The organism is Streptomyces sp. LUP47B (assembly GCF_001746295.1).
GTDB lineage: Bacteria > Actinomycetota > Actinomycetes > Streptomycetales > Streptomycetaceae > Streptomyces.
Genome location: NZ_MJAH01000003.1, coordinates 471,085 through 496,078 on the forward strand (window position 1 = coordinate 471,085; position 24,994 = coordinate 496,078).

Sequence of the window (24,994 nt, forward strand, 5' to 3'; positions counted from 1 at the left end):
CTGGTCGGGCGGACGTGCGGAGAGCGCCGGCTCCACTCCGGCTGGTCTGTGTCCGGCGCATCCACCGGCGGCCCGGGCACGGAAGACAGGGCGAGGAGAGGGAGGCCGCCGGCGTGGCCTCTGCGATCAGGAGTGAGACGTGGACACCAACGGCGCACCGGTGCTGGGAGCCGCCGCCACCGACGGCGGCCAGTCCGACGCGTACGACCCCGCGTTCAGCGCCCGCGCGGTACGCGATGCCACCGCCGAACGGCGTGTCCGGTGAGCCGACGTACTGAGGCCCCCGCGGAGACCTCCGACGTGATCATCGTCGGCGGCGGCGCGTCCGGACTCAGCCTCGCGCACCACCTGGCGGCGGCCTGCTCCTCCACCGTCACCCTGGTGGAAGCGCCGGACGGGCCGCGACGGCCGCCCGAACGGACCTGGTGCTACTGGGAGCGCGGCACCGGCGACTTCGCCGAGGCGGTCAGCGCCTCCTGGTCCCGGCTCCGCGTTCACGGCACCGACGGCCGGACGATCACCGTGGACCCGTCTCCGCTGCGCTACCGCATGCTCCGGTCCACGGCGTTCGAACAGCTGGTGCACTCCCGGCTGGCCCGTTCACCCGGCTCGCGCGTCCTGCGCGCCACCGCGGACACCGTGCAGGACACGGCCGACGGCGCCGAGGTCCGCTGCACGACGTCCGACGGCCGGACGCTGACACTCCGCGCCCGCCACGTGTTCGACTCCCGCCCGCTGCGCTCCCTGCCCCCGGCCCGGACGCTGCTGCTGCAGCACTTCCGAGGCTGGTACGTGCGCACCGATACGGACCGCTTCGACCCCGCGGTCGCCGATCTGATGGATTTCCGGGTGCCGCAGCCGCGCCACGGGCTCGCCTTCGGCTACACGCTGCCGCTGGCGCCGGACCGGGCGCTCGTCGAGTACACCGAGTTCTCCCGTGCCCCGCTGACCACGACGGCGTACGAGGCCGCTCTGGCCCATTACTGTCGCGACGTCCTCGGCCTCGGGGCGTTCACCGTCGAATCGGCGGAGCAGGGCGTCATCCCCATGACCGACGCGCGCTTCGCCCGCCGGACCGGGCCCGCCGTCTTCCGGATCGGTACCGCGGGCGGTGCGACCCGCCCGTCGACCGGCTACACCTTCGCCGCCGTGCAGCGGCAGAGCAGGGCCGTCGCCGCCGCCCTGCGCGACGGCCGCGCGATCGTGCCCGCACCGCACGGGCGCCGGGCACTGGCCATGGACGCGGTGCTGCTACGAGCGCTGGACACCGGGCGGATCGACGGGCCCGGCTTCTTCACCGGCCTGTTCCGACGCGTTCCGCCGGAACGTCTGCTGCGCTTCCTCGACGGTGACACCTCGCTCGGCGAGGAGTGGAGCATCGGCCTGCACACCCCCGTGGGGCCCATGCTCCGGACCGCCGTCGAACTCCCCTTCCTGCCCCGGCGGTCCCAGCCCGACCCATGAACCGGAGAGAGCCCCCGATGACACTGCTGCGCGACCAGGACCTGGCACACGCCTTCGACCACGCGTCGCACACCTACGACCGCCTCACGGCCCTCAACCCCGGCTACCGCACCGACCTCCTGCGCTCGGCCCGACGGCTCCGGCTGCCCCGGTCGGGGGCCGGCCTGCACATCCTCGACCTCGGCTGCGGCACGGGCGCCTCCACCCGGGCCCTGCTGCGGGCCGCACCCCGCGCCCGGATCACGGCCGTCGACGCCTCGGCCGGGATGCTGCGGCGCGCACTGGCCAAACCCTGGCCGGACCAGGTGCGCTTCCTGCACCTGACCGCCGAGGAGGCGGCGACGGCCGATGCGGAACCGTACGACGCGGTGTTCGCCGCCTACCTGTTCCGCAACGTCACCGACCCGGACGGCGTCCTCGGCACCGTACGGTCGCTGCTCCGGCCGGGCGGACGGCTCGCCGTCCACGAGTACAGTCTCAGCGGCTCACCCGCGCACCGCGCCGTGTGGACGGCCGTGTGCCGGGGAGTGATCATCCCGGCGGGCACCCTCAGCGGTGACCGTGCCCTCTACCGTCACCTGTGGCGAAGCGTCCTCGACTTCGACACGGTCCCCGACTTCACCGCGCGTCTGACCGGCGCCGGATTCACGGGCGTGCGCGCGGCACCCGCCGCCGGATGGCAGACCGGCATCGTGCACACCTTCCTGGCCCGCAACGGCTCCGCCGCGGCGGGGGACGCCCGGTGAGCGCCCCGCCGCGAGCGGCCCGGAGGGGCCGGGACCGCAAGGCCGAGATCGTGATGCCCGCGCCCGGCCGGGACCGTTTCGCCCCTGCGGACGCGCCGGGCGTCGCCGTGGTCGGCGGAGGGATCGCCGGTCTCGCAGCGGCCACCCTGCTGGCCGAACGGGGCGCCCGCGTGACCCTCTACGAACGTGAGGAGTCGCTCGGCGGCCGGCTCGCGGGGTGGCGCACCCGCCTCGCCGACGGTTCCGAGGCGACCATGAGCCGCGGCTTCCACGCCTTCTTCCGCCAGTACTACAACCTGCGCGGCCTGCTGCGGCGTACCGACCCCGGCCTCGGCCGGCTTCGGCCGCTGCCCGACTACCCGCTGCGGCACAGCGGCGGGCTGACCGACAGCTTCGCCCGCGTCCCGCGGACACCGCCGTTCAGCGCGCTCGGCTTCGTCGCCCTCAGCCCCACCTTCGGCTGGCGCGACCTCGCCGCGATGAACGCCAAGGCCGCGCTGCCCCTCTTGGACGTCCGTGTGCCCGAGGTCTACGAACGCTTCGACCACATGAGCGCGACGGCCTTCCTGGAGCGCGTCCGCTTCCCCGAGGCCGCGCACCACCTGGCCTTCGAGGTGTTCTCGCGCAGCTTCTTCGCCGACCCGCGCGAACTGTCCGCCGCGGAACTGCTGCTGATGTTCCACATCTACTTCCTCGGCTCCTCCGAAGGCCTGCTCTTCGACGTGCCGAACGAGCCCTTCCCCCAAGCCCTGTGGGAGCCCCTCGGCGACTATCTCCGCAGCCTCGGGACGGAGGTCCGCACCGGCACCCCCGTGCACGGGGCCCACCCGTGCGACGGCGGGGGAGTGGAGGTGCGGACCGACGGCGCCGCCTACCGGTACGACGCTGCCGTACTCGCACTCGACCCCGGGGCGCTGCGCGCGGTCGTCGCGGCGTCACCCGGCCTGGGCACCCCCGCCTGGCGTGACGACGTCGCCGCCCTCGTCACCGCCCCCGCCTTCCTCGTCTCCCGGCTCTGGCTGGACCGGCCGGTCCGCGCCGACCGCCCCGGATTCCTCGGCACCAGCGGCTACGACGGCCTCGACAACATCAGCGTCCTGAACCGCTACGAGGGCGAGGCCGCCCGCTGGGCCGCCCGGACCGGTGGCTCGGTGGTCGAACTGCACGCCTACGCCGTCCCCGCCGGCACCGCACCGGAGGCGATGCAGAACCGCCTCGTCGAGAGTCTGCGCCGGGTCTACCCCGAGACACGGCACGCACGGGTCGTGGACGCCCGGCACGAGTGGCGCTCCGACTGCCCGTTCTTCCCGGTCGGCTCCCACTCCCGGCGGCCCACCGTGGTGACGCCCCACCCCGGGGTGACGCTGGCCGGTGACGCGATCCGCTGCGACCTGCCGGTGGCCCTGATGGAGCGCGCCGCCACCACGGGCTTCCTGGCAGCGGGGTCCCTGCTCGCCGCCTGGGGCGTCCGGGGCCAGGTGCTGTGGACGGTGCCCCGGGCGGGCCGTACCCCTGTGCTACGCGCATTGGGCACGCCCGGGAGACGCTGAGCCCCCTCCGGCCGCCGGTTGACCGCGCGCGCAGCGCTATCCCGGGAACCGTCCCGCCTGGGGCGTCCGGGGCCAGGTGCTGTGGACGGTGCCCCGGGCGGGCCGTACCCCTGTGCTACGCGCACTGGGCACGCCCGGGAGACGCTGAGCCCCCTCCGGCCGCCGGTTGACCGCGCGCGCAGCGCTAGCCCGGGAACCGTCCCGCCTGGGGCGTCCGGGGCCAGGTGCTGTGGACGGTGCCCCGGGCGGGCCGTACCCCCGTGCTGCGCGCACTGGGCACGCCCGGGAGACGCTGAGCCCCCTCCGGCCGCCGGTTGACCGCGCGCGCAGCGCTAGCCCGGGAACCGTCCCGCCTGGGGCGTCCGGGGCCAGGTGCTGTGGACGGTGCCCGGGCGGGCCGTACCCCTGTGCTACGCGCACTGGGCACGCCCGGGAGACGCTGAGCCCCCTCCGGCCGCCGGTTGACCGCGCGCGCAGCGCTACCCCGGGAACCGTCCCGTGCTGCGCAGCGCCCATCGCCGCTCCGCGTACGCCAGGTCGTCGCGCCACAGTCGGCCGGCCGTCCGCCGCATGAGGGGCCGCAGCACGGGCGCGGCCGCCCGCGCGAGGGCGAAGCCGCGTCGGTCGGAGGCGGCGACGACCACCTCGACCACCGCGGTCCGCGGCCGCTGTTCCGCCTCGCGGGTCAGCGGCGTGGCGTGGGTCTCCACCACGGACGAGGACCCCTCACCCTCGGTGATCCGCATGACGACCGTACGCGGTCCGGGCGCCGTGAACTCCGCCCGGACCGGCACCACCAGACGTCCGGTCACCCGGAAGGAGACGTCGACGACGAAGGTGTCGTCCTCGGCCGTCGGCGGCCGGGCCACCGTCAGGTCGACGAACGAGTAGGGGTGGAACCACGAGCCGTGCCACGGGTCGAGCCGGTTGGCGACCACGTCCTGCGGTTCGCACCGCCCGACCGTCGTGAACACGGCGTCCACTCCGATGCCCGCCGCCGGCCGTTCCGGCACCATCGGACGCTCCAACGGCTCCTCGCCGCCGACCGCGTCCAGCCGGACCCACACCAGGACCCCGTCGTCATGGACCGGATAGGGATCCCAGCCGGCGAACGACCCACCGTCCAGGGTGAGTCCGTGCCAGTGGCACACCAGCGTGCCGCACACCACCCGGCTGTCGCGCAGGGGCGCACCGAGGTGCGGGCAGGCGCCCGGGCCGGCGTGCACCGCGCCGGTGTCCGACCGCCACAGCACCACCTCGACACCGCCCACCGTCCTGCCGTACGGGCGGCCACCGGCGCGCACGTCCCGGGAGGCGCCGACGACGAACCAGTTTCCGGACCGGCGGGCCGATGCCCGTTTGAGCGCGTCGGCGATCAGCGCCGGGCGTGCCTCCCGCCAGGTGGGCGTCTGCGTCGCCCAGTCCGACCGCCGGCGTCGCCGCAACGGCGGTGTCCAGCCTGCCCGTTCCGGTCGGTCACTCATCGCGCCGGTCCTTTCGTCGGGATTACCTCGCTACTCGCCCGGGGCACCCCATGGGCGGTGCGGGCACGCCACCGACCGCCCGCGATGCGTACGACACCGGCGGCGGCCGTGGCCGCGCGGCGACCGCGGGACACCACCGCACGGCGGTGCAGCACCGTGTAGTCCTGGTCCGCGATCGCGTCGAGAATGCCGGCGTACAGGGTGAACGCGGTGCGGATGCAGGGGCGGGTCCGCGGGTCGAGCAGGGCGATGCCGGGTTCCGCCGCCCGGTAGACCTCTCTCGTCATGGCCTCGGCGGCGATCAGCGCCGCGCGGATCCGCGGGTCGCCGTGTCCGGTGCGGCGGCTCCACTCCAGCCGTGGCCGGTCCACGCCGTGGGCGGCGAGCAGGTCCGCCGGCAGGTAGACGCGGCCGCGGTCCAGGTCCTCGCCCACGTCCCGCAGGAAGTTGGTGAGCTGGAACGCCACCCCGAGGTCGGCCGCGTGCGGCGCCGCCTGCGCGCGCGGCACGACCGTGCCGAGCACGGGCAGCATCTGCAGTCCGATCACCGCGGCCGAGCCATGCATGTAGGCCCGCAGCTCGGCGTAGGTCGGATAGTCCGTGACGTGCAGGTCGCTGCGCATCGAGGCCAGGAAGTCCGCGAACAGCGCGGTCTCGATGCCGTACCGGTCGGCGGTGTCGGCCACGGCCCGGACCACCGGCTCGTCTCCGCCGCGGGTACGCAGCCCGTGCGCGAGATCGCTCTCCAGGCGGCGCAGGCGCCGGTCGCGCTCCTCAGGCGTCCGGCGCCCGTCGAGGTCGTCCACGATGTCGTCCGCCCAGCGTGCGAAGCCGTACAGCGCGTGCACCGCGGAGCGGCGCTCCACCGGGAGCAGCCGGGTGGCCAGGAAGTAGGTCCTGCCGTGGCGGGCGTTGAGCCGCCGGCAGTACGTGTAGGCGGCGCGCAGGGCGGGGTCGGTGATCCCGGCGGCGTCCAGTTCACGACGGGTCATGGGCGTCTTCCACGGTCGAGGGGGCGGGAACACGTGCGGCGCGTGGCGCCGGGCCGGTGCGGTCGGATCGGCGCGGGACGCCCCCGGTGACACGCGCCGCCGCGAGTTTGCCGCTGATGAGCACGGTCGGAACGCCGACACCGGGGGTGGTGCCGCAGCCGGCCAGCACGACGTTGTCGACGTCGCGCACCAGGTTGCGCGGGCGGAACGGGCCGGTCTGGGCGAAGGTGTGGGAGACGGAGAAGGGGCTGCCCGCCGCGTGACCTTGCGCGGTCCAGTCCAGCGGGGTGACCAGCAGCTCCTCCTGGACGCTGTCCGCGAATCCGTCCAGGCCCCGGCGTTCCAACTCGGCGACCAGGCTGTCCCGGTAGCGCGGCCCCAGGTCACGCCACGCCTCGGCGGCGGGGCCGATGTCGGTGTTGGGGCAGGGCGCCAGCACGTAGTGGAGGTGTCCGCCCGGCGGCGCCAGGGCCGGATCGTGGGTCGTCGGCCGGGTGATCAGCAGGGACGGGTCGCTCATCAGCCGCCCCGAGCGGGTCAGCTCGTCGAACGTGCCCTCCCAGGCCCCGCCGAAGGACAGGGTGTGGTGGGCGAGGCCGGGCCACGTGCGGTCGGTCCCCGCGTGCAGGACCACGGCGGACGGTGAGTGCCGCAGCCCCACCGGCCGTCGAGGCGCGCGCCCCAGCAGCCGGTGCGCGGTGGACAGCTCGCAGGAGAGCACCACCGCGTCGCAGGCGATCCGCTCGCCGGAGGCCAGCCGTACGGCACGGACCCGTCCGGCCGAGCGCTCCAGCGAGGTCACCTCGGCCGACCAGCGGAACGCGGCACCCGCGTCGGCCGCCGCATCCGCCATCCCGCGGGGCAGCGCGTGCATACCGCCCCGGGGGAACCAGACGCCGGCCACGGTGTCCATGTAGGCGATCACCGCGTAGGCCGCCAGGGCCCTGGCCGGGGCGACGCCGGCGTACAGGGCCTGGAAGGAGAAGACCCGGCGCAGGCGGGGGTCGGCCAGGAAGCGGGCGATGCGCCGGTCCAGCCGCCCGAAGCCGCCCAGCGCCGCGAGGCGGGCCAGGTCCGAGTGGAGCAGTTGGAAGGACGAGTCGAAGTTCGTGTCGATGAAGCGCCGCATCTGCGCCCGGTACAGCCGCTCCAGCCAGTCCCGCAGTCCGCGGTATCCGGCCGCTTCGGCCGGTCCGGCGAACCGTCTGACCTCGGCCTCCATCGCCTCGCCGTCGGTGTGCACGTCGAGGGAGGTCCCGTCCGCGAAGCACGCCCGGTAGGCGGGGTGCAGGGCCGTCAGCTCGACGTGGCGGTAGAGGCTGTCGCCGACGGCCGCGAAGGCCTCGTCGGCCAGGTGCGGCATGGTCAGGACCGTGGGTCCGGTGTCCACCTCGTAGTCGCCGAGGCGTACGCGGCCGGCCCGGCCGCCCGGACCGGCGTCCCGTTCGACGACCGTCACCCGGCGGCCCGCACCCAGCAGGTGCAGGGCACAGGCGAGCCCGGACAGCCCCGCGCCCACCACGACGACATGGTCCGTCGGCCCCGGTACGGTCCTCACGCGGCCTCCCCGGCGCGCACCAGCGCGACGCCCGCCGCCTGTTCGACGAGCGTGGCGAACTCCCGCCGTACGAAGGGTTCCGCGCCGGTCCGGTCGAAGTGCCGCAGACTCGTCGCTCCCAGCTGCGTGATCTTCGACTCCACGACGGCCCGCGCCCCGGTCCGCTCCAGCGCCGCCCGCATCCGCGCCACGGCCTCGTCCGACGGGAGGGGGGTGCCCGGGGCGAGCGCGTCGGCGGATTCCTCGTCATCGGAGGAGTCGGCGAGCCTGACACCGACGGCGAGCAGGTAGGTGAGCTTGCGCGTGCGCAGATCGTCGTCGGCCGGTTTGCCCGTCACGGAGGGGTCTCCGAAGGCACCGAGGAGGTCGTCGCGGAGCTGGAAGGCAAGACCGGCACACCGTCCGGCGGAGCGCAACGCGTCCAGGGCGGACGCGTCGGCTCCGGTCAGTGCCGCGCCGAGAGCCAGGGGCCGCTCGACCGTGTACAGGGCGCTCTTGAGCGTGGCGATGCTCACCGCCTCGTCGAGCCCGGACGTTCCGGTGGCCTGGGCGTGGATGTCCCGGTACTGCCCGGCGACCATCTCACCGCGCATGGCCTGCCACTCGCGGAAGAGCCCGGGGCCGTGTGGTGAGCCGAGGGCCGTCTCGGTCAGCAGGTCGTCCGCCCAGGCCAGGGCCAGGTCGCCGGCGAGGACCGCGGCGGACAGCGCGAACTCTTCGGGCCGGCCCGTCATCCGCGCGGTCCGGTGCATACGGGCGAGATCCACGTGCACCGCCGGGACGCCACGGCGCAGGGGTGATCCGTCCATCACGTCGTCGTGGATGAGGGCGCACGCCTGGAGGAGTTCGAGGGCCGCGCCCGTCCGCAGGACCGCTGTGACGTCGCCCGATCCGCCGACGGCCCGCCATCCGCACCACGCGAACGCCGTGCGCAGCCGCTTCCCGCCGCGCCGGACGAACGTGGAGACACGGTCGGCGACATCGCGGGCGAACACCGGATCGGTCTCCCGAGCCCGGCACATACGTTCGTCAAGAACACGCCCGAGCTCCGCCTCGACGGCACGGACGGCTTCATGGGCCGTCAACGGCCGGTCGGCCGACCCCGCCGCTTCGGCCGCCGTGGGCCGCAGTCCCCGCATGCGCAACCCCTTCTCACTCTCGGTCACCCGCACACCCATGCTTCCGCCGAGTGCCCCTGTACGGATGCGCCGATTCACCGCTGCGTGTGCGGAACGGGCCGGACAGCACTGAGCCCGGTACCGAAATCCGGTACCGGGCTCCACGTCTTTCCCCCGTGACGCTCAGCGGGTGATCAGCTGCTGAGCGTTGTTGTACATGATGTCGTCCTGGGCCGACTCACCGAGCTCGGCGATGAGCTTGCGGAAGTCGGCCGGGTTGGCCAGACCCTCGGCGTGCGGGAAGTCGGAGCCCATGACGATGGACTCGTGGTAGCCGAGGCGCTTGACGACGTTCACGATGTCGTCCTCGGGATAGGGCACCACGCGGACGTGCTTGCGGAAGACCTGGCTGGGACGCTCGTCCAGCTGACCGCCGACCCACGGGCCGTTGCGGCCCATGCCCCGGCTCTTGTCCATGTGGCGCACGAAGTGCGGCACCCACTCGGAGCCGAACTCCGACACCAGGACGTTGATGTCGGGGAACCGGCCGAAGAGGTTGTCGAAGATCAGCGCTGACAGCGTCTCCTCGACGGGACGCTGGCCGTAGGTGTTCTGCCACTGCCAGGCCGACATCCGGAAGTGGATCGGGTTGGGGTCGTAGCCCCAGGAGGGCGCCACCTGCGAGTTGTAGTAGAACTCGCTGATGTGGTAGCAGACGCTGGCCTTGGCGTCGTTGACCAGCTTCCAGAACGGGTCGAAGTACGGGTCGCCCGGCGAGCGGCCGTAGACCGGGCCGGTGGGCAGCAGGATGAAGCGGGCGCCCTGCTCCAGGACGTACTCCAGCTCCTTGACCGCGCTGGGCAGGTCGCGCAGTGACAGCAGCGCGGGGGCGTAGATGCGGCCCTGGTGGTTGAAGCCCCAGACCTCGTTCATGTACCGGTTGAAGGAGTGGTAGTTGGCGTAGAGCGGCTCCACGCCCTTCACGTACTCCTCGGCGACCAGCGCCCAGCCACCCGGGTAGATGATCGTCTGGTCCAGCCCCTGCTCGTCCATGACGCGCAGCCGGGCCTCGCGGTTCTGGTACGACTCGTGCATCGGCTCGAACTGGTACGTCTCCTCGGGGTTGCCCGAGGCCATCGCCTTGAGCATCTCCTTGAGCGAACCGGGACGGTAGACCTGCCCGAACTCCGGTTCAAGGCATACGACGATGCGGTCCCCGGCGAGGATCACCTCCCGCCCGTCCGGCAGGGTCACCGGGGCGACGGCCGCACCGAGGAACTCCTTCGGAAGGTAGCGGGTGAAAGAGTCCCGCTCCTCATACATGTGCTGGTCGCAGTCGAAGATGGGCTTGCGCTGTTCGGCCATGGCGTCGCCTCCGGGCCCCAGGAACTATTCAGTACGCCTTCTATAATTATCTAACTGATTAAAGAGCGCAAGGGGGGAGTCGGGGCGGGTCCGCCGCGAGGTGGTCTGCGGCCATGTGGGGCCGGTCAGTCGAGAAGTTCGAGCACCGTCTTGGGTCCCGCGGAGTTCACCACGTCGTCCGCGCTGGAGATGTGGCGCTGCCACAGCTTCTCGGCCTCGTCCGCCTTGCCGGACTCGATCAGGCCGACCATCCGCACATGCGCCCGGTGTCCCTTGAGTGCCTGCGCCTTCTGCGCCTCGGCATCGGCCGCGCCCGCCGTGTACGAGGCGTTGGCCCGGTCGATGATGTTGCGCAGCATGCCGCACAGCAGGATCAGGGTCTGGTTGCCGGTGAGCTCGATCAGCAGGGCGTGGAACGCGTCCTGCGCGTCGACCAGGGCGAGCGGGTCGTCGAGGACGGCCTTCTCGGCGGCCACCGCGTCGCGCAGCTGCTTGATGTCGTCGGCCGTGTGCTTGGTGGCGAGCTGGCCGGCGCAGGGCGGCTCGATGAGGGCCGCGGCACGATAGATGTCGCCCAGGGTGGCGCCCCGGTACTCGAGGATCAGGCCGGCGAAGCGGGCGGCGACATCCGCGTCCGGAGCGCTCACTCGGGCGCCGCCGTGGGCGCCGCGGCGTACCGTGATCAGGGACTCCGACTCCAGCACCCGGAACGCCTCGCGCAGTGTGGGCCGCGAGATGCCGAACTGCTCCATCAGGCCCGACTCCGGGGGCAGCGCGTCGCCGGGCTTCAGCTCGCCCCGTACGATCTGGCGACGCAGGTGTGCGGCGACCAGCTCGGCGGTCTTCGGCACCCGCACCTGACGTCCGACGCGACTGCGGGCGGGGACGGGCACGGTCGCCGTTTCTGCGGTGCGGGCTGCCTCGGCCACGGTGGGCTCCTCGTATAGCTAAATGAATCGTCTTAGTGCATCGAGGGTACCAGGTCAAGCCATCGGTGATCTTCTCCTTGCACGACCTGATCTGGTGCCCTGGCGGTCGTTTGGTATATAGATGATTCATCTATCTATAAAGCCGGTTCAGCCGACGGATACGCGGGAGTGACCTCGATGACCGAGAACCCGGCCCCGGAGATCCTCACCGATCTCACCGACGACGGGGTCATGCTGCTGACCCTGAACCGGCCCGAGCGGCACAACGCCTGGACGCTGGAGATGGAGCTGCTCTACAACGACCTGTTCGACCGGGCGGAGCACGATCCACGGGTGCGGGCCGTGGTGCTCACCGGCGCCGGGCGCAGCTTCTGCCCGGGCATGGACATGAGCGTCCTGGACGCCGCCTCGTCGGGCGCCCGCCCATGGCCGACCGACCAGCTGCCCCCGCGCTCCCGGCCCATGTCCTTCCCCAAGCCCGTGGTGGCGGCCGTCAACGGCGCCTGCGCCGGCATCGGCTTCAACCAGGCGCTGATGTGCGACGTCCGGTTCGCCGTACCGCACGCCAAGTTCGCCGCCGCCTTCAGTGCGCGCGGGCTGGTGGCCGAGGACGGCGTGTCCTGGATCCTGCCCAGACTGATCGGCTACGGGAACGCCGCCGACCTGCTGCTGTCCTCGCGCCGGATCACCGGGACGGAGGCCCTGACCATGGGGCTGGTCAACCGACTGGTCGAGCCGGCGGAGCTGCTCCCGGCGGCGCTCGCGTACGCGACCGAACTGGCCCGCTCGGCCAGCCCCTACGCGATGTCCCTCATCAAGCGGCAGCTCGCCGACGACCAGGCGAGGACCTTCACCGAGAGCCGCGACCACGCCGCCGCCCTGCTGGCCACGGCGAAACGCGCCCCGGACTACCGCGAGGGCGTGCGCAGCTTCATCGAACGCCGGCCGCCGGAGTTCGCGGGGCTGGGGGAGACTCCGGCCGTGGCCCCGGCGCTTCCGCAGGAGGCGTCGTCATGACGCGCTCCGAACTCCCGCTGCACCGCCGCACGATCACCGTCACCGCGTACGCGGAGGGCCGCGACGAGATCTCGGTCGAGGCGGAACTGAGCGATGTGCGCCCCTGGGCGGAACCGTCGGCCGACGTCGTCCACCGGATGGTGCTCGCGGTCCGGGTACGCCTCGCCGACATGGTCATCGTGCACGCCGACGCGGACATGCGGACCTTCCCGCACGCCGAGTGCCCGTTGATCACCCCGGTGTTCGACGGGCTGGTCGGGCTCAGCGTCGCCGCCGGATACAACCGGGCCATCCAGGACCGGTTCCGCGGGGTGCTGGGCTGCTCGCACCTGCACGAGCTGGCCCGCGTCCTGGGCCCCGCGGTGGTGCAGGCGGCCATCTCGGCGAACGCGGGCCTGCGGTACGCCGGCGAGCAGTCCCACGACCCGCGCTCCACGGCCGGTGTGCTGAACAGCTGCCACATCTGGGCGCCGGACGGCGTGGGCCTGCGCAAACTGGACACGGGCTGGGTCCCGGGGACGGGCCCGCGTCCGGTGCCGCCGCTCAAGACCTTCGAGGGCCGTGGACCGGGGACGTCCGGCGCCTGAATGCGGAGGACGATCCGCGGCTGTCTCGCGACCTGCCCGTCGTGTCTGGCGTACCCACATGGCGACATAGCGCAGGGCAGCGTCCATCAGCGACCCCGGGGTCAGCCGACTAGCCGCCCAGGTACCCGAGTTCGGGGAAGTGCCGTTGGTACGCGTCCAGCAGGCGCTTGGCGACGGTGTACGAGTCGATCAGCGGGTGGATGGTCAGCGCCTTGACCGCGTGGGTCCGCTCCGCGGTGGTCGCGGCGTGGATCACCGCCCGTTCGACCGCCTTGACGGCACACACCAGGCCCTGGCCATGGTCGGGCAACGGGGCGCCGGCGATGGGGCGTGCGCCGTTGGCGTCCACATGGCAGGGGACCTCGATGACGGCGTCGTCGTCCAGGGCGGGGATCCGGCCGCGGCCCCGGACGTTGAGGATGAGCGTCGTGCGCTCGTCCCGGGCGATCGCCCGCATCAGAGCGAGGGCCACCTGCTCGTACCCGCCCGACTCCAGGTCGCAGGAGTCCCGTTCGCCCATGCCGACGGCGTCACGGTTCTCCGCCATGTACGTGGTCTCGCGCTCCAGCCGGGTGGCGTCCCAGGCGTTCCAGGCGGCCCGGGGTGCGGTCGGGCCGCCGCCCGCGGTGTCCAGGGAGTCGTAGAAGCGCTGCTGCTGGGTGTGGAGGAAGGCGCCCCGGGTGTGCTCGGCGGCCCGCGCGGTGCCGACCGACTCACGGTGGAAGTAGTAGTAGTGCAGGTACTCGTTGGGCAGCGCACCGAGCGTGCGCAGCAGGTCGGCGCCGAAGAGCTTGCCCTCCTCGAAGGAGGTCAGGGCGACCTCGTCCGCGAACAGCGACGGCAGCAGGTCACGGCCGTCGGCGTACAGACCGCACAGCCAGCCCAGGTGGTTCAGACCCACGTAGTCCAGGCTGGTGCGCGTCGGATCGACGCCGAGCGCCCCCGCCACGCGGCGGCCCAGACCCACCGGGGAGTCGCAGATCCCGATCACGCGGTCGCCGAGGAGGGCGGTCATCGCCTCGGTGACCATGCCGGCCGGGTTGGTGAAGTTGATGACCCAGGCATCGGGGGCCAGGGCGGCGATACGGCGGGCGATCTCGAGCGCGACCGGGATGGTGCGCAGCCCGTAGGAGATGCCGCCGGCGCCGACGGTCTCCTGGCCCAGCACGCCTTCCTCCAGGGCGATCCGCTCGTCCGCCGCGCGGCCCGCGAGCCCGCCGACCCGGATCGCCGAGAACACGAAGTCGGCCCCGGTGACGGCCTCGTCCAGGTCGGTGGTGAGGGTGACCCGGGGCGGATCGGGGTGTCCGGCCGCCTGGTCGGTGAGGACCTTGCCGATGGTCGTCAGCCGGGAGGCGTCCAGGTCGTACAGGGTCACGTCGGTGACGCGTCCTTCGCCGCGGTCGCCGAGCAGGGCCCGGTAGACCAGCGGGACGCGGAAGCCGCCGCCACCCAGGATCGTCAGTCTCATACCTCGACCACCTCGACTCCCGCCTCACGCAGACGGCCACCGGTCTTCTCGTCCACCGGGGCGTTGGTCACCACGACGTCGAGTTCCTCGGGACCGCACACCCGGGCCATTCCGGTTCCGGGGAACTTGCCCGCGTCCGCCAGCAGGACCACCTGGGCGCTGGCGGCGATCATCGCCCGTTTGACGGGCACCTCGACGGCGGTGGTGTCCAGCACCTGGCCGTCGGGGCGGACCCCGCTGGTGCCGAGGAACAACCGGTCGGCGTGGACCTGCCGCAGGTTGTCCTCGGTGAGGAAGCCGACCAGCGAGCGGTAGTCGCGGCGGACCACGCCGCCCAGCAGGATCAGCTGGACGTCCTTGTCGTCCTGGAGCTCCTCGTAGACGGCGAGGTTGCTGGTGATCACGGTCAGCGACCGGCCGTGCAGATGGCGGGCCACCCGGTGGGCCGTGGTGCCGATGTCGAGCAGCACGGTCTCGCCGTCCCTGACGAGGTTCGCGCACCAGACGGCGAGCGCGTCCTTCGCCTCGACACGGACGCCGGCCACGTCGGCGAAGGGGTCGTCCTCGCCCACCACGGGGGCGGCACCGCCGTAGACCCGCTTGAGCAGTCCCTCGTCCTCCAGTTGGACGAGGTCGCGACGGATCGTGGCTTGACTCGCCCCGACCTTCTCGGCCAGGGCGACCACCGAGATGGGCCCGTCCGCGCGCAGGGCGCGAAGGATCAGCTGATGTCTCCGGTCAGCGAGCATGCCGCTGACCATACTCGCGAAGTCTTCAAACTCAAGCAAAGTCACGCATGAATGTCTCGATACCCGCTTGACCCTTGTCAAAGTCGCGCATCGGGTGCACTCTCTTGCGTAATTCAAGCGAGGTCCGGACCCCACTCCGGTCGGCCGAAGCGGATGAACGGCGTATCCCGCCGTCGTGGACGCGTCGGCACCGTCTGAGAGGACCAGCTCACACACCCCGGGTGGCTGAAGGGTTCCCAACCACGCCGATGCTCTTCAGCCACCCGGCCTTCCCGTCACACCCCCTCCAGTCACACCCCCGCCACGGCTCACGACTCACAGGTCCTGTCGGACATACCGGATATGGCCGATGCGCAGAACCCGCCCCGAACTAGGAGAAGATCGTGGATCTTTCCCGCAGACGATTCCTTCAGGCCGCCGCCCTGACGGCCGCCGCGGCCGGCGCCACCGCAGCGTGCGGCGGCAGTTCAGGATCGAGCGGCAGCAAGGACAGCAAGAACCTGACCCTCTGGTACTGGGGAGGCGCGCTCAGTGAAAAGGTGGTCGCCGAGTCCAGGACGCACTTCGGCAGCCAGGTCAAGCTGACCACCAACTCCATCGGCGGCGACTTCAAGCAGAAGCTCACCACCACCCTCGCGGCGGGCGCGGCCGTGCCCGACATCACCGGCATCAAGGGGGAGGACATCGCCTCCTTCCTGCCCAACGGCAGTCGCTTCCTTGACCTGAACGACCTGGGCTTCAAGAAGCTCTCCTCGCAGTATCTGGACTGGAAGACCAAGCTCGCCCAGACCACCGACGGCAAGCAGATCGGTTTCCCGATCGACATCGGTCCCACCGCGCTCTACTACCGCGCGGACCTGTTCGACAAGGCCGGGCTGCCCTCCGACCCCGCGAAGGTCGCCGCCGCGACCAAGACCTGGGACGACTACTACGCGCTCGGCGCCGAGCTGAAGAAGGCGTTGCCCGGCACCTACCTGATCAACAACCTCGGCTCGGTGTTCAACATCGCGGTCGGTCAGGGCACCAAGCGGTTCATCGACGAGAACAACCACTTCATCGGCGACCAGGACCACATACGCGCCGCCTGGGATCTCTCCGTCCGCCCCTACCAGCTCGGCCTCGACGGAAAGATCAACGACAACACCCACAACGCGGCCCTCAGCAAGGGCACCCTCACCACCGAACTCGGCGCGGCCTGGCACGCGTTGGACATCGAGCAGGCGGCTCCCAACACCAAGGGCAAGTGGCATGTCAGCCCGAACCCCGGAGGACCGGCCAACCAGGGCGGCTCCTACCTGGCCCTGCCCAAGCAGTGCCGCAACCCCGAAGAAGCGTTCAAGATCATCAGCTGGATCCTGAACCCGGCCAACGACGCCCGGGGCTTCACCGACGCCGCCATCTTCCCGGCCTGTCCTGCCGCTTACGCGATGCCGGCCATGACGGGTCCGGACGCCTTCTTCGGCGGGCAGAAGATCATCGAGGTCTTCGGCCCGGCCGCCGAGGCCATCCCGGCCAGCTATGAGGCGCCCGCCGACGCCGCCGTCATGGCTCCCTACCTGACCGAGCTGACCAACATCGAAGCCAAGGGCAAGAAGCCCGACGACGCCTGGAAGGACGCGGTCAGCCAGGCCAAGCAGATCGGCCAGCGGCAGGGGGTGAGCTGACGTGTCCTCACCTCCGGTCACCGGACCCGCCGCGGTGCCCAAACACCGCGGCGGGCCGGGCCCGACCCGGTTCCGCCCGCGGCGCACCCCGCCCCCGGGCGCCTCACGGGTCAGGCGTCGCGGGGTGCTGTCCCACTGGCGGCAGTACCTGGCGATCTCGCCCTTCTACCTGGTCTTCCTCGGCTTCTCGTTCTTCCCGGTCCTCTACTCGCTGTATCTGGCCTTCCAGCGCTGGGACGGCATCGGCGACATGCACTTCGTGGGGCTCCAGGAGTTCCGGTTCCTGTGGAAGGACCCGGTCTTCTGGCTGTCCATCCGCAACACCCTGGTGATCTGGGTCCTCTCCACCGTGCCCACGCTCGTCGGTGCCCTGGTCCTGGCGACGCTGCTGCATTCGGTGCGCCGCTTCAAGGGCTTCTACCGCATCGCCCTCTACGTGCCGAACGTGACCTCGATCGTCGCCGTGGCGATCTTCTTCGGTGCGGTCTTCAGCAACAACTTCGGCCTGGTCAACGCGATCCTGGACACGGTCGGCATCTCGCCCGTCCCGTGGCTGAGCAACCCGTGGCTGATCAAACTGGTCATCGCGCTCCTGATGACCTGGATGTGGACCGGCTACAACATGATCATCTACCTGGCCGGGCTCCAGACCATCCCGAAGGAGATCTACGAGGCGGCCAAGCTGGACGGCGCCGGCCCGGTCCGCACCTTCCTCCAGATCACCATGCCGATCATGCGGCCCATCATCCTGTTCACCGTCATCATCTCGACCATCAACGGCCTGCAGAGCTTCAGCGAACCCCAGATCCTCTTCGCCAGCGAGGCCGCCAACCCCAGCCTCGGCGGTCCCGGCCAGGCGGGCCTGACCACGCTGCTGTACTTCTACCAGTCGGCCTTCGTCAACAACGACTACGGCTACGGCGCGGCCATCGTGTGGGCCTTCTTCGTACTGATCATCGTGCTGGTCCTCATCAACTGGCGCATCGTGCAACGAGGGAGGAAAACATGACCGCAGCGGACACGACGCCGAGGGCGGTGGATGCGAGGCGGTCCCGACGCCCCAGGGGCCTGAGCGCGCACGTCTTCCTCATCCTGGCCGTCCTGATCTCGGTCTTCCCGTTCGTGTGGACGATCATCATGGCGACCAACACCACCCAGGACATCTACAAGAGCCCGCCGAAACTGACCTTCGGCTCCCATCTGCTGGAGAACATCCGGCACATGCTCAAGACCATCGACTTCTTCGGGTCGATGCTCAACACCATCGTCGTCGCGTCCGTCACCACCCTCCTGGTGCTGTTCGTCGACTCCCTGGCCGCCTTCGCCTTCGCCAAGTTCGACTTCCCCGGACGCAGGGTGCTCTTCGCCGCGCTGCTGGGGTTCATGATGCTGCCGTTGCAGCTGGGCATCCTTCCGCAGTTCATCCTCGTCTCGAAGATCGGCTGGGTCGGCACGCTCAGGGCACTGGTCCCGCCCGCCCTCGCCAATGCCTTCGGCATCTTCTGGCTGCGCCAGTACATCCAGACCGGCGTGCCCGACGAACTCCTCGACGCCGCCCGCATCGACGGCGCCGGGTTCTTCCGTCAGTACTGGAACATCACGCTGCCCATGATCAAGCCGGGGTTGTCCTTCCTCGCCATCTACGCCTTCGTCAACGCCTGGAACGACTACATCTGGCCGCTCGTCGTGCTCACCAAGCCCGGCCACGTCACGCTGCAGGTGGCGCTCGCCCAGCTCAACGTCGCCCACAACACCGACTACAGCATGGTGATGGCCGGTGTGCTCATGGCCTCCGTCCCGATGCTGATCGTCTTCTCGATCTTCGCCCGAGGCTTCATCGCGGGCGCGACGGAAGGTGCCGTGCAGGGCAGCTGAAGCCGTTGTCGACCCGGACGGGGAGGAGGCGGCTCCCCCGCGTCGAGGGAAGTGGAGAGGCAGAGAGGTGAGGAATGACGGATGTCCATCCGCCGGGGCGGCCGGCGCCCGGTGACCGCGGCAAGGTGCTCGTGGTGGGACTGGACGGGGTGCGCTTCGACCGGCTGACCCTGCCTCAGCCTCCGGGCCGGGTAATCCCCCTGTCGCTTCGCTCGCCGTCCACGGCGCCGGTGTTGCAGGGGCTCATGGCGGCAGGCTCCTACGGCACCAGTCTGCTGCCCTACGGCGAGGTGGACGGGCAGGCGGAGGACGGGCCGTCGACCAGCATGGCCTACACCGACTCCGGACCGGGCTGGTCGAGCGTGCTGACCGGGGTGTGGCCCGACCGTCACGGGGTGACAGGGAACGACTTCACCGGCGCCGACTACTCGACCTATCCCGACTTCCTCAGCCGCGCCGTCACCGCCCGGCCCGATCTGCGTACCGCGGCGGCGGTGTCGTGGCCCGAGCTGGTCCACCGCGGCACGCTCGGCCCCGCCATCGGCCTGCGGGTACTCCACGACGGTGAGGCGGAGGGCTACGAAGCCGCGGACCGCGTCGTCGCCGACACCGCCGCGGACTGGCTCACGCACGGCGACCCGGACGCCGTGTTCGTGTACTTCGGCGCCGCCGACGAAGCCGGTCATGCCACGGGCCCTCTCAGCCCCGCCTACGACAACGCTCTCCTCTCCCAGGACGCCCACCTCGGGCGGCTGTTGGACGCGATCGCCGCCCGACGCTCCCACCCCGGCCGCGCCGACGAGCACTGGACAGTGCTCGTCACCACGGACCACGGCCATCTCGACACGGGTGGCCACGGCGGCGACACCCGCGCCGAGCGAGAGGTCTTCGTCATCCTCGCCGAGCCCGGCATGCCCGGCGGCACCCTGCTCGACACACCCCGCCTCATCGACCTGGCCCCCACCGTCCTGGACCGTCTCGGCGTCCCCATCGACCCCGCCTGGGGTCTGCAAGGCCGCGTCCTGCCCGGGCCCGGCTAGGGGCTGCCGATCGCGGGAACCGACTCAGTCGACGTCGACCCGGCCGTCGTCGCCCTTGCCGTCCTTGCGCGCGTGCAACTGGAGCAGGCCGTTGCCGTTGCCGTCGCCGTTGCTGTCCGCGGGACGGCGGCCGTCGGAGGAGTCCTGGCCGTTCAGGTTCTGCCGGACCGAGTCCAGGATCGTCAGGCCCTGCGAGACCAGGCCGGCGGCGATCTCGCCGAGACCGTCCGCGCCGTTGAGCACGTTGACGTTGGCGCCGGCGAGGCCGCCGGCGGCCTCCTTCACGATCTGCGGGAGCTGGTCGATCAGCATCCGGTCGAGCGCGACCCGGTCGTAGGAGGCTGCGGCCTCCGCCTGGATCTTCATCCGCTGCGCGTCGGCGGCGGCGAGCACCCTGATCCGTTCGGCCTCGGCCTCGGCGGGCTTCACGATCTCGGCCACCAGCTGCTGCTGGCGCAGTTTCGCCTGCCGCTGGGCCAGCTCCGTCTGGGCGTCGAGGACCTCCTGCTGGGCGTGGGCCTGCGCCAGCGGCCCGGCCTGCGCGGCCCTCGCCTGGGCGCGGTCCACCTCGGCCGAGTACTCCGCCTTGACCACGGCGGTCTGCCGGGCGTACTCGGCCTGGTTACGGGCCGCCACCTGCTCCGCCTCTACCGAGGCCTGGGTGGCCTGGGCCTGGGCGATCTGGGCCTGCCGTTGGATGGCCGCCTTGTGCGGGGCGGACATCGCGTCGATGTAGCCGGTGTCGCCGTCGTCGATCGACTGGATCTGCAGCGAGTCCACGATCAGGCCGATCTTCGCCATCTCGGTCTTCGAGGTGTCCAGGACCTCCGCGGCGAGCTTCTGTCGCTCGGTGACGATCTCCTCGACCGTCATCGAGCCGATGATGGCCCGCAGGTGACCGGCGAAGATCCGGCCGGTCAGCACCGACATCTGGTCCTGGTCGGAGAGGAACCGCTGGCCCGCGTTGATGATGCTCTCGTGGTCGTTGCCGACCTTGAAGGCGATGACGGCACGGACGTGCAGCGCGATGCCCTGCCGGGTCACACAGGTCTCGGTGACCTCGGACTCGCACATCGACAGGGTCAGGAAACGGGTCTTTCGGAAGATCGGGAGCACGAACTTGCCGTGCCCCGTCACCACTCGGAACGGCGCGCCCCCCAGTCCCCGCCGGCCCCCCGAGATCAGCATTGCCTCGTCGGGAGCGGGAACGCGGTAACCGAACATTGTCTACTACCCCTCAATCGGCGCCGGCAGGGTCGCCGCCGAGCGCGTCCAATGGATCCGCCCACTCGATGACGCCGACCTCGCGACAGCCACGCGACTCGATCACGAGCACGGTCGCTCCGGTGGGCAGGGGATCCTCGGACCAGGCGAGGAAGGTCTCGGAGCCGCCTCTGACGCGCACGAGGATCTCGCCGGGACCCGCGGATCCGCGAGTTCCGATCAGAACTGTCCCCGTGCAGCCGATCACGGCCTCGTCCTGCGGCATCACGGCCGCCCTCCATCGTCTGGTCCCAGGATCCCGACGATAGACCCACTGCGGCCGGGGACCCAACGGGCATGACGATCCAGCCCGTCACGCTCGGCTCGCCCAGCCTCCGAAGCTGTCCGCCGCCGCAGTCGGCACAGCCTCCGGCACGGTCCACCCGCCGTAGCTGATGCGGCCTCCGAAGCGGTCCACCGCAGCAGCCGGCCAGACCCCGGCGCGGCCCACCGCAGCAGCCGATACGGCGCAGCCTCCGGCGCGGTCCGGCGCCGCAGCCGATGCGGTCTTCGACGTGGTCCGCCGCCGCAGCCGGCACAGCCTCCGGCGCGGTCCACCGCCGCAGCCAGCCAGCCMCCGGCGCGGTCCGGCGCCGCAGCCGATGCGGCCTCCGRCGYGGTCCGCCGCCGCAGCCGATACGGCCTCCGACGTGGTCCACCGCAGCAACCGGCCAGCCTCCGGCGCGGCCCACCCCAGCGGTCGGCGCAGCCCCCGACCGGGGCCTAACCCGCCGCTGCCCTCGGCTCGCGCGGCAGTCCCAGTACCTTCTCCGCGAGGATGTTCCGCTGCACCTGGGAGGTCCCCGCGTAGATGGTGCCGGAGCGGGCGATGAGGTACGTCGTCGACCAGGACGCCGAGGAGTTCGCGGCGCCGGGGTCGTCGGTGCGGTAGGTGCGCAGGGGCGGGCGGCCGACCGGTACCTGGCCGTGCAGGCCCATGATGTCCATCGCGAGGTCGGTGACCTTGGTGTGGTACTCGCTCCAGTACAGCTTGGCGATCGACGTCTCGGGGCCCGGGTCGGCGCCCTTGAGCCAGCCGGTGAGGATCCGGTAGCCGAGATAGCGCATGATCTCGACCTTGGACCAGCACCAGGCGATGCGCTGCCGGATCACCGGGTCCTGGTCCTTGCCGTACATGCGTGCCAGCTCGACGAGGCGTTCCACCTCCGCCTTGAAGAGGATCGGGTTGGTCGCCGCCTCCTCCCCGCGCTCCACGCCGAGCAGGCTCTGGGCGACGGTCCAGCCGTTGTCGACGCCGCCGACGACGAGGTCGGCGCGGGTGCGGGCGCCGTTGAAGAAGACCTCGTTGAAGTGCAGCTGTCCGCTCATCATGCGGAAGGGCCGCACCTCGACGCCCGGCTGGTCGAGCGGCACGAGCAGGAAGGAGATGCCTCGATGCTTGGAGGCGTCCGGGTCGGTGCGGGCCAGGACGAAGATCCAGTCGCAGTGATGGGCGCCGGAGGTCCACACCTTCTGGCCGTCGATCACCCACTCCGCACCGTCACGCACCGCGCGCGTCCGCAGGGAGGCCAGGTCAGAGCCCGCGTCCGGCTCCGAGTACCCCTGGCACCAGGTGTCCTCGCCGCTGAGGATGCGGGGGAGAAAGTGGGCCTTCTGCTCGTCCGTGCCCCAGCGCAGCAGCGTGTTGGCCAGCATCTTCACGCCGAAGGTGTCCTGCGGCAACCCGAACGGCACACCGGCCAGCGCGAGTTCCTCCATGAGCACCACCTGGTGGAGCTTGGTCAGGCCCCGGCCGCCGTACTGCTCGGGCCAGGTCAGTGAGAGGTAGCGGCGCTCGGCCAGCAGCCGGCGCCAGTCCCGGGCGAAGGCCCAGGCCGCCTCCTCGTCGAGGGCGCCGATGCCCTTCCAGTCCGGCGGCAGTGTCTCGGCGAGGAAGGCCCTGACCTCGGTGCGGAACGCTTCGGTCTCGGGGGGATAGCTGATGTCCACCTGGCGTCTCTCCTCGTCCGGCCCGCTCACCCAGCCGATCGCTGTATTGATTGTTTCAGCATAATAGGTTATCTATTTGAGAGGAATAGCGTCGAGCCAGGACGGGCTGACATGGGACTGCTGGACGGCCACAACGCGGTGATCACCGGCGGCGCACAGGGCATCGGCTTCGAGATCGCCGGAGTCCTCGGCGCCGAGGGGGCGTCCGTCGTCCTCGGCGACATCAACGCGGACGCGGCGGCGGAAGCCGCCGAACGCCTCGCCAAGAACGGCGTGGCGGCCACCTCGCTGCGCTGTGACGTCACCGACGAGGACGAGGTCGCGGCTCTCGTCGCCCACTGTACCGACACCTTCGGACCGGTCGGCGTGATGGTCAACAACGCGGGGATCACCCGGGACGCGACCCTGCGCAAGATGGCAATCGCCGACTTCCGCGCCGTGGTCGACGTCCATCTGACCGGCGCCTGGAACGGCACCCGGTACGCCGCCGAGGCGATGCGCGCGCATGGTCGGGGCGGCAGCATCGTCAACATCTCCTCCATCGCCGGCAAGGTCGGCAACTTCGGGCAGACGAACTACAGCGCCGCCAAGGCGGGACTCGTCGGCCTCACCAAGGCCTCCGCCAAGGAGCTCGCGAAAGCGGGCATCCGCGTCAACGCCGTGCAGCCCGGTCTGATCCGCACCGCCATGACCGAGGCGATGCCCAAGGCCGCCTGGGACGCGAAGCTCGCCGAGATCCCGATGGGGCGCGCCGGCGAACCCGCCGAGGTCGCCCAGGCCGTCCTCTTCCTCGCCTCCGGCCTGGCGAGCTACGTCACCGGAGCCGTGCTCGAGGTGACCGGCGGCCGGTACATGTGAGCGCCGACCGCATCCCCGTACGTCCCGCACGACTCACGACACGACCGAAGAAAGGCCCAGCCGATGCCCGCCCCCCTGCGTGACGCAGTGATCTGCGAACCCCTGCGTACCCCCGTCGGCGGCTACGGCGGCGTCTTCCGCGACGTGACGGCGGCCGAGCTCGCCGCCACGGTCGTACGCGCCGTGCTGGAACGCACCGGCGTACCGCCCGCCGCCGTGGACGACGTCCTGCTGGGCCAGTGCTACCCCAACGGCGAGGCCCCGGCCATCGGCCGCGTGGCCGCCCTGGACGCCGGTCTGCCCGTGGAGGTGCCGGGACTGCAGATCGACCGTCGCTGCGGCTCCGGGCTCCAGGCGATCATCACCGCCGCGATGCAGGTGCAGACCGGCGCGAGCGACCTCGTGCTGGCCGGGGGCGTCGAGTCCATGAGCCAGGCCGAGTTCTACACGACTGGGGTGCGCTGGGGCGTGCGCGGGGCCGGCACCACCCTGCACGACCGGCTGGCGCGCGGGCGCGTCACGTCCGGAGGAGTCAACCACCCGGTCCCCGGCGGCATGCTGGAGACCGCCGAGAACCTGCGGCGCGAGTACGCCATCCCGCGCGAGGAACAGGACGAACTCGCCCTGCGCTCCCACGAGAAGGCCGTCGCGGCCCAGCGGGAGGGCCGGTTCTCCGACGAGATCGTGCCCGTGACCGTACGCACCCGGAAGGGTGACACGGTCGTCGACACCGACGAACACCCGCGCCCCGACTCCTCGTTGGAGAAGCTCGCGAAGCTGCGTCCCGTACTCGGCCGCCAGGACCCGGAGGCCACCGTCACCGCGGGCAACGCCAGCGGCCAGAACGACGGCGCGGCGCTCTGCGTCGTGACCCACCCCGACCGGGCCGCCGAGCTGGGCCTGCGCCCACTGGGCCGTCTGGTCTCCTGGGCCGTGGTCGGCGTACCGCCGGAGACGATGGGCATCGGCCCCGTGCCCGCCACCGCCCGGGCCCTGGAACGGGCGGGCCTGAAGCTCGCCGACATCGACCTGATCGAACTCAACGAGGCCTTCGCCGCCCAGGTACTCGCCTGCACCCGCGCCTGGGATCTGACGCCGACCGACTTCGAACGGTTCAACGTCAACGGCTCCGGCATCTCGCTGGGCCACCCCGTCGGCGCCACCGGCGGCCGTATCCTCGCCACCCTGTTGCGCGAACTCGACCGCCGCCAGGCCCGCTACGGCCTGGAGACCATGTGCCTCGGCGGCGGCCAGGGCCTGGCCGCGGTCTTCGAACGGCCCACCGACACCACCCACGCTCATGGAGGACGCTGA

At 71.4% G+C, this 24,994-nt stretch carries 23 protein-coding genes; 12 read left to right on the top strand and 11 right to left on the bottom strand.

Annotated elements, in window-relative coordinates; translation table 11 throughout:
- The first annotated feature begins 139 nt into the window (after positions 1–139).
- From BFN33_RS54250 to BFN33_RS12660, 4 genes are read left to right on the top strand one after another with little or no spacing between them, the layout of a single operon-like run.
- The gene (locus BFN33_RS54250; RefSeq protein WP_256122736.1) at positions 140–265 is read left to right on the top strand and encodes a hypothetical protein; all 126 of its coding nucleotides are present in this window, start codon (positions 140–142) and stop codon (positions 263–265) included.
- Positions 262–1,464, top strand: a complete 1,203-nt coding sequence (locus BFN33_RS12650; protein ID WP_069760044.1) for a lycopene cyclase family protein — start codon at positions 262–264, stop codon at positions 1,462–1,464. The genes BFN33_RS54250 and BFN33_RS12650 overlap by 4 nt, the downstream gene beginning before the upstream one ends.
- A 17-nt stretch (positions 1,465–1,481) precedes the next feature.
- The gene (locus BFN33_RS12655; protein ID WP_069760045.1) at positions 1,482–2,210 is read left to right on the top strand and encodes a class I SAM-dependent methyltransferase; all 729 of its coding nucleotides are present in this window, start codon (positions 1,482–1,484) and stop codon (positions 2,208–2,210) included.
- A 53-nt stretch (positions 2,211–2,263) separates the two neighbouring features.
- Positions 2,264–3,760, top strand: a complete 1,497-nt coding sequence (locus BFN33_RS12660; protein WP_256122748.1) for an FAD-dependent oxidoreductase — start codon at positions 2,264–2,266, stop codon at positions 3,758–3,760.
- A gap of 479 nt (positions 3,761–4,239) precedes the next feature.
- On the opposite strand, the gene BFN33_RS12665 is transcribed toward BFN33_RS12660, so the two are convergent.
- The 6 genes from BFN33_RS12665 to BFN33_RS12690 all read right to left on the bottom strand — a co-directional run bounded on the left by BFN33_RS12665 (position 4,240) and on the right by BFN33_RS12690 (position 11,206).
- On the bottom strand, positions 4,240–5,244 hold the full coding sequence (locus BFN33_RS12665) for a DUF5914 domain-containing protein (RefSeq protein ID WP_069760047.1): 1,005 nt from the start codon (positions 5,242–5,244) through the stop codon (positions 4,240–4,242).
- Positions 5,241–6,236: a phytoene/squalene synthase family protein gene (locus BFN33_RS12670; protein ID WP_069760048.1), complete on the bottom strand. Its 996-nt coding sequence runs from the start codon at positions 6,234–6,236 to the stop codon at positions 5,241–5,243. Before BFN33_RS12670 ends, BFN33_RS12665 begins: the two co-directional genes overlap by 4 nt.
- A complete protein-coding gene (crtI, locus tag BFN33_RS12675; protein WP_069760049.1) occupies positions 6,223–7,794 on the bottom strand; it encodes a phytoene desaturase family protein in 1,572 nt (523 codons plus the stop codon). Before crtI ends, BFN33_RS12670 begins: the two co-directional genes overlap by 14 nt.
- Positions 7,791–8,933, bottom strand: a complete 1,143-nt coding sequence (locus BFN33_RS12680) for a polyprenyl synthetase family protein (protein ID WP_069760265.1) — start codon at positions 8,931–8,933, stop codon at positions 7,791–7,793. Before BFN33_RS12680 ends, crtI begins: the two co-directional genes overlap by 4 nt.
- 162 nt (positions 8,934–9,095) lie before the next feature.
- Positions 9,096–10,277: an amidohydrolase family protein gene (locus BFN33_RS12685; RefSeq protein WP_069760050.1), complete on the bottom strand. Its 1,182-nt coding sequence runs from the start codon at positions 10,275–10,277 to the stop codon at positions 9,096–9,098.
- Positions 10,278–10,402: 125 nt separating this feature from the next.
- Positions 10,403–11,206, bottom strand: coding sequence for a FadR/GntR family transcriptional regulator (locus BFN33_RS12690; protein WP_069760051.1), 804 nt, complete (start codon positions 11,204–11,206; stop codon positions 10,403–10,405).
- A 177-nt stretch (positions 11,207–11,383) separates the two neighbouring features.
- On the opposite strand from BFN33_RS12690, the gene BFN33_RS12695 reads away from it, so the two are divergent.
- Positions 11,384–12,223: an enoyl-CoA hydratase-related protein gene (locus BFN33_RS12695; protein WP_069760266.1), complete on the top strand. Its 840-nt coding sequence runs from the start codon at positions 11,384–11,386 to the stop codon at positions 12,221–12,223.
- Entirely contained in the window at positions 12,220–12,810 is a 591-nt protein-coding gene (locus tag BFN33_RS12700) for a DUF2889 domain-containing protein (protein WP_069760052.1), read from the top strand. Before BFN33_RS12695 ends, BFN33_RS12700 begins: the two co-directional genes overlap by 4 nt.
- A gap of 109 nt (positions 12,811–12,919) precedes the next feature.
- Here BFN33_RS12700 and BFN33_RS12705 read toward each other — a convergent pair whose 3' ends face one another.
- Complete coding sequence (locus tag BFN33_RS12705; RefSeq protein WP_069760053.1) at positions 12,920–14,281, bottom strand: 6-phospho-beta-glucosidase; 1,362 nt, start codon at positions 14,279–14,281, stop codon at positions 12,920–12,922.
- On the bottom strand, positions 14,278–15,030 hold the full coding sequence (locus BFN33_RS12710) for a DeoR/GlpR family DNA-binding transcription regulator (protein WP_069760267.1): 753 nt from the start codon (positions 15,028–15,030) through the stop codon (positions 14,278–14,280). Before BFN33_RS12710 ends, BFN33_RS12705 begins: the two co-directional genes overlap by 4 nt.
- A 383-nt stretch (positions 15,031–15,413) precedes the next feature.
- On the opposite strand from BFN33_RS12710, the gene BFN33_RS12715 reads away from it, so the two are divergent.
- The 4 genes from BFN33_RS12715 to BFN33_RS12730 all read left to right on the top strand — a co-directional run bounded on the left by BFN33_RS12715 (position 15,414) and on the right by BFN33_RS12730 (position 19,609).
- Positions 15,414–16,694: an ABC transporter substrate-binding protein gene (locus tag BFN33_RS12715; RefSeq protein ID WP_069760054.1), complete on the top strand. Its 1,281-nt coding sequence runs from the start codon at positions 15,414–15,416 to the stop codon at positions 16,692–16,694.
- 124 nt (positions 16,695–16,818) lie between these two features.
- Positions 16,819–17,703, top strand: coding sequence for a carbohydrate ABC transporter permease (locus BFN33_RS12720; RefSeq protein WP_069760055.1), 885 nt, complete (start codon positions 16,819–16,821; stop codon positions 17,701–17,703).
- Positions 17,700–18,569: a carbohydrate ABC transporter permease gene (locus BFN33_RS12725; RefSeq protein WP_069760056.1), complete on the top strand. Its 870-nt coding sequence runs from the start codon at positions 17,700–17,702 to the stop codon at positions 18,567–18,569. Before BFN33_RS12720 ends, BFN33_RS12725 begins: the two co-directional genes overlap by 4 nt.
- 74 nt (positions 18,570–18,643) lie before the next feature.
- Positions 18,644–19,609, top strand: coding sequence for an alkaline phosphatase family protein (locus tag BFN33_RS12730; protein WP_069760057.1), 966 nt, complete (start codon positions 18,644–18,646; stop codon positions 19,607–19,609).
- A gap of 24 nt (positions 19,610–19,633) precedes the next feature.
- On the opposite strand, the gene BFN33_RS12735 is transcribed toward BFN33_RS12730, so the two are convergent.
- The 3 genes from BFN33_RS12735 to BFN33_RS12745 all read right to left on the bottom strand — a co-directional run bounded on the left by BFN33_RS12735 (position 19,634) and on the right by BFN33_RS12745 (position 22,822).
- Positions 19,634–20,833 (bottom strand): flotillin family protein, encoded by a 1,200-nt coding sequence (locus BFN33_RS12735; RefSeq protein ID WP_069760058.1) that lies wholly within the window; start codon positions 20,831–20,833, stop codon positions 19,634–19,636.
- Between the two features lie 13 nt (positions 20,834–20,846).
- A complete protein-coding gene (locus tag BFN33_RS12740) occupies positions 20,847–21,098 on the bottom strand; it encodes a hypothetical protein (RefSeq protein ID WP_069760059.1) in 252 nt (83 codons plus the stop codon).
- Positions 21,099–21,595: 497 nt separating this feature from the next.
- Entirely contained in the window at positions 21,596–22,822 is a 1,227-nt protein-coding gene (locus tag BFN33_RS12745; protein ID WP_069760060.1) for an acyl-CoA dehydrogenase family protein, read from the bottom strand.
- Between the two features lie 111 nt (positions 22,823–22,933).
- On the opposite strand from BFN33_RS12745, the gene fabG reads away from it, so the two are divergent.
- Positions 22,934–23,680, top strand: coding sequence for a 3-oxoacyl-ACP reductase FabG (fabG, locus tag BFN33_RS12750; protein ID WP_069760061.1), 747 nt, complete (start codon positions 22,934–22,936; stop codon positions 23,678–23,680).
- A gap of 63 nt (positions 23,681–23,743) precedes the next feature.
- Entirely contained in the window at positions 23,744–24,994 is a 1,251-nt protein-coding gene (locus BFN33_RS12755) for an acetyl-CoA C-acetyltransferase (protein ID WP_218108977.1), read from the top strand.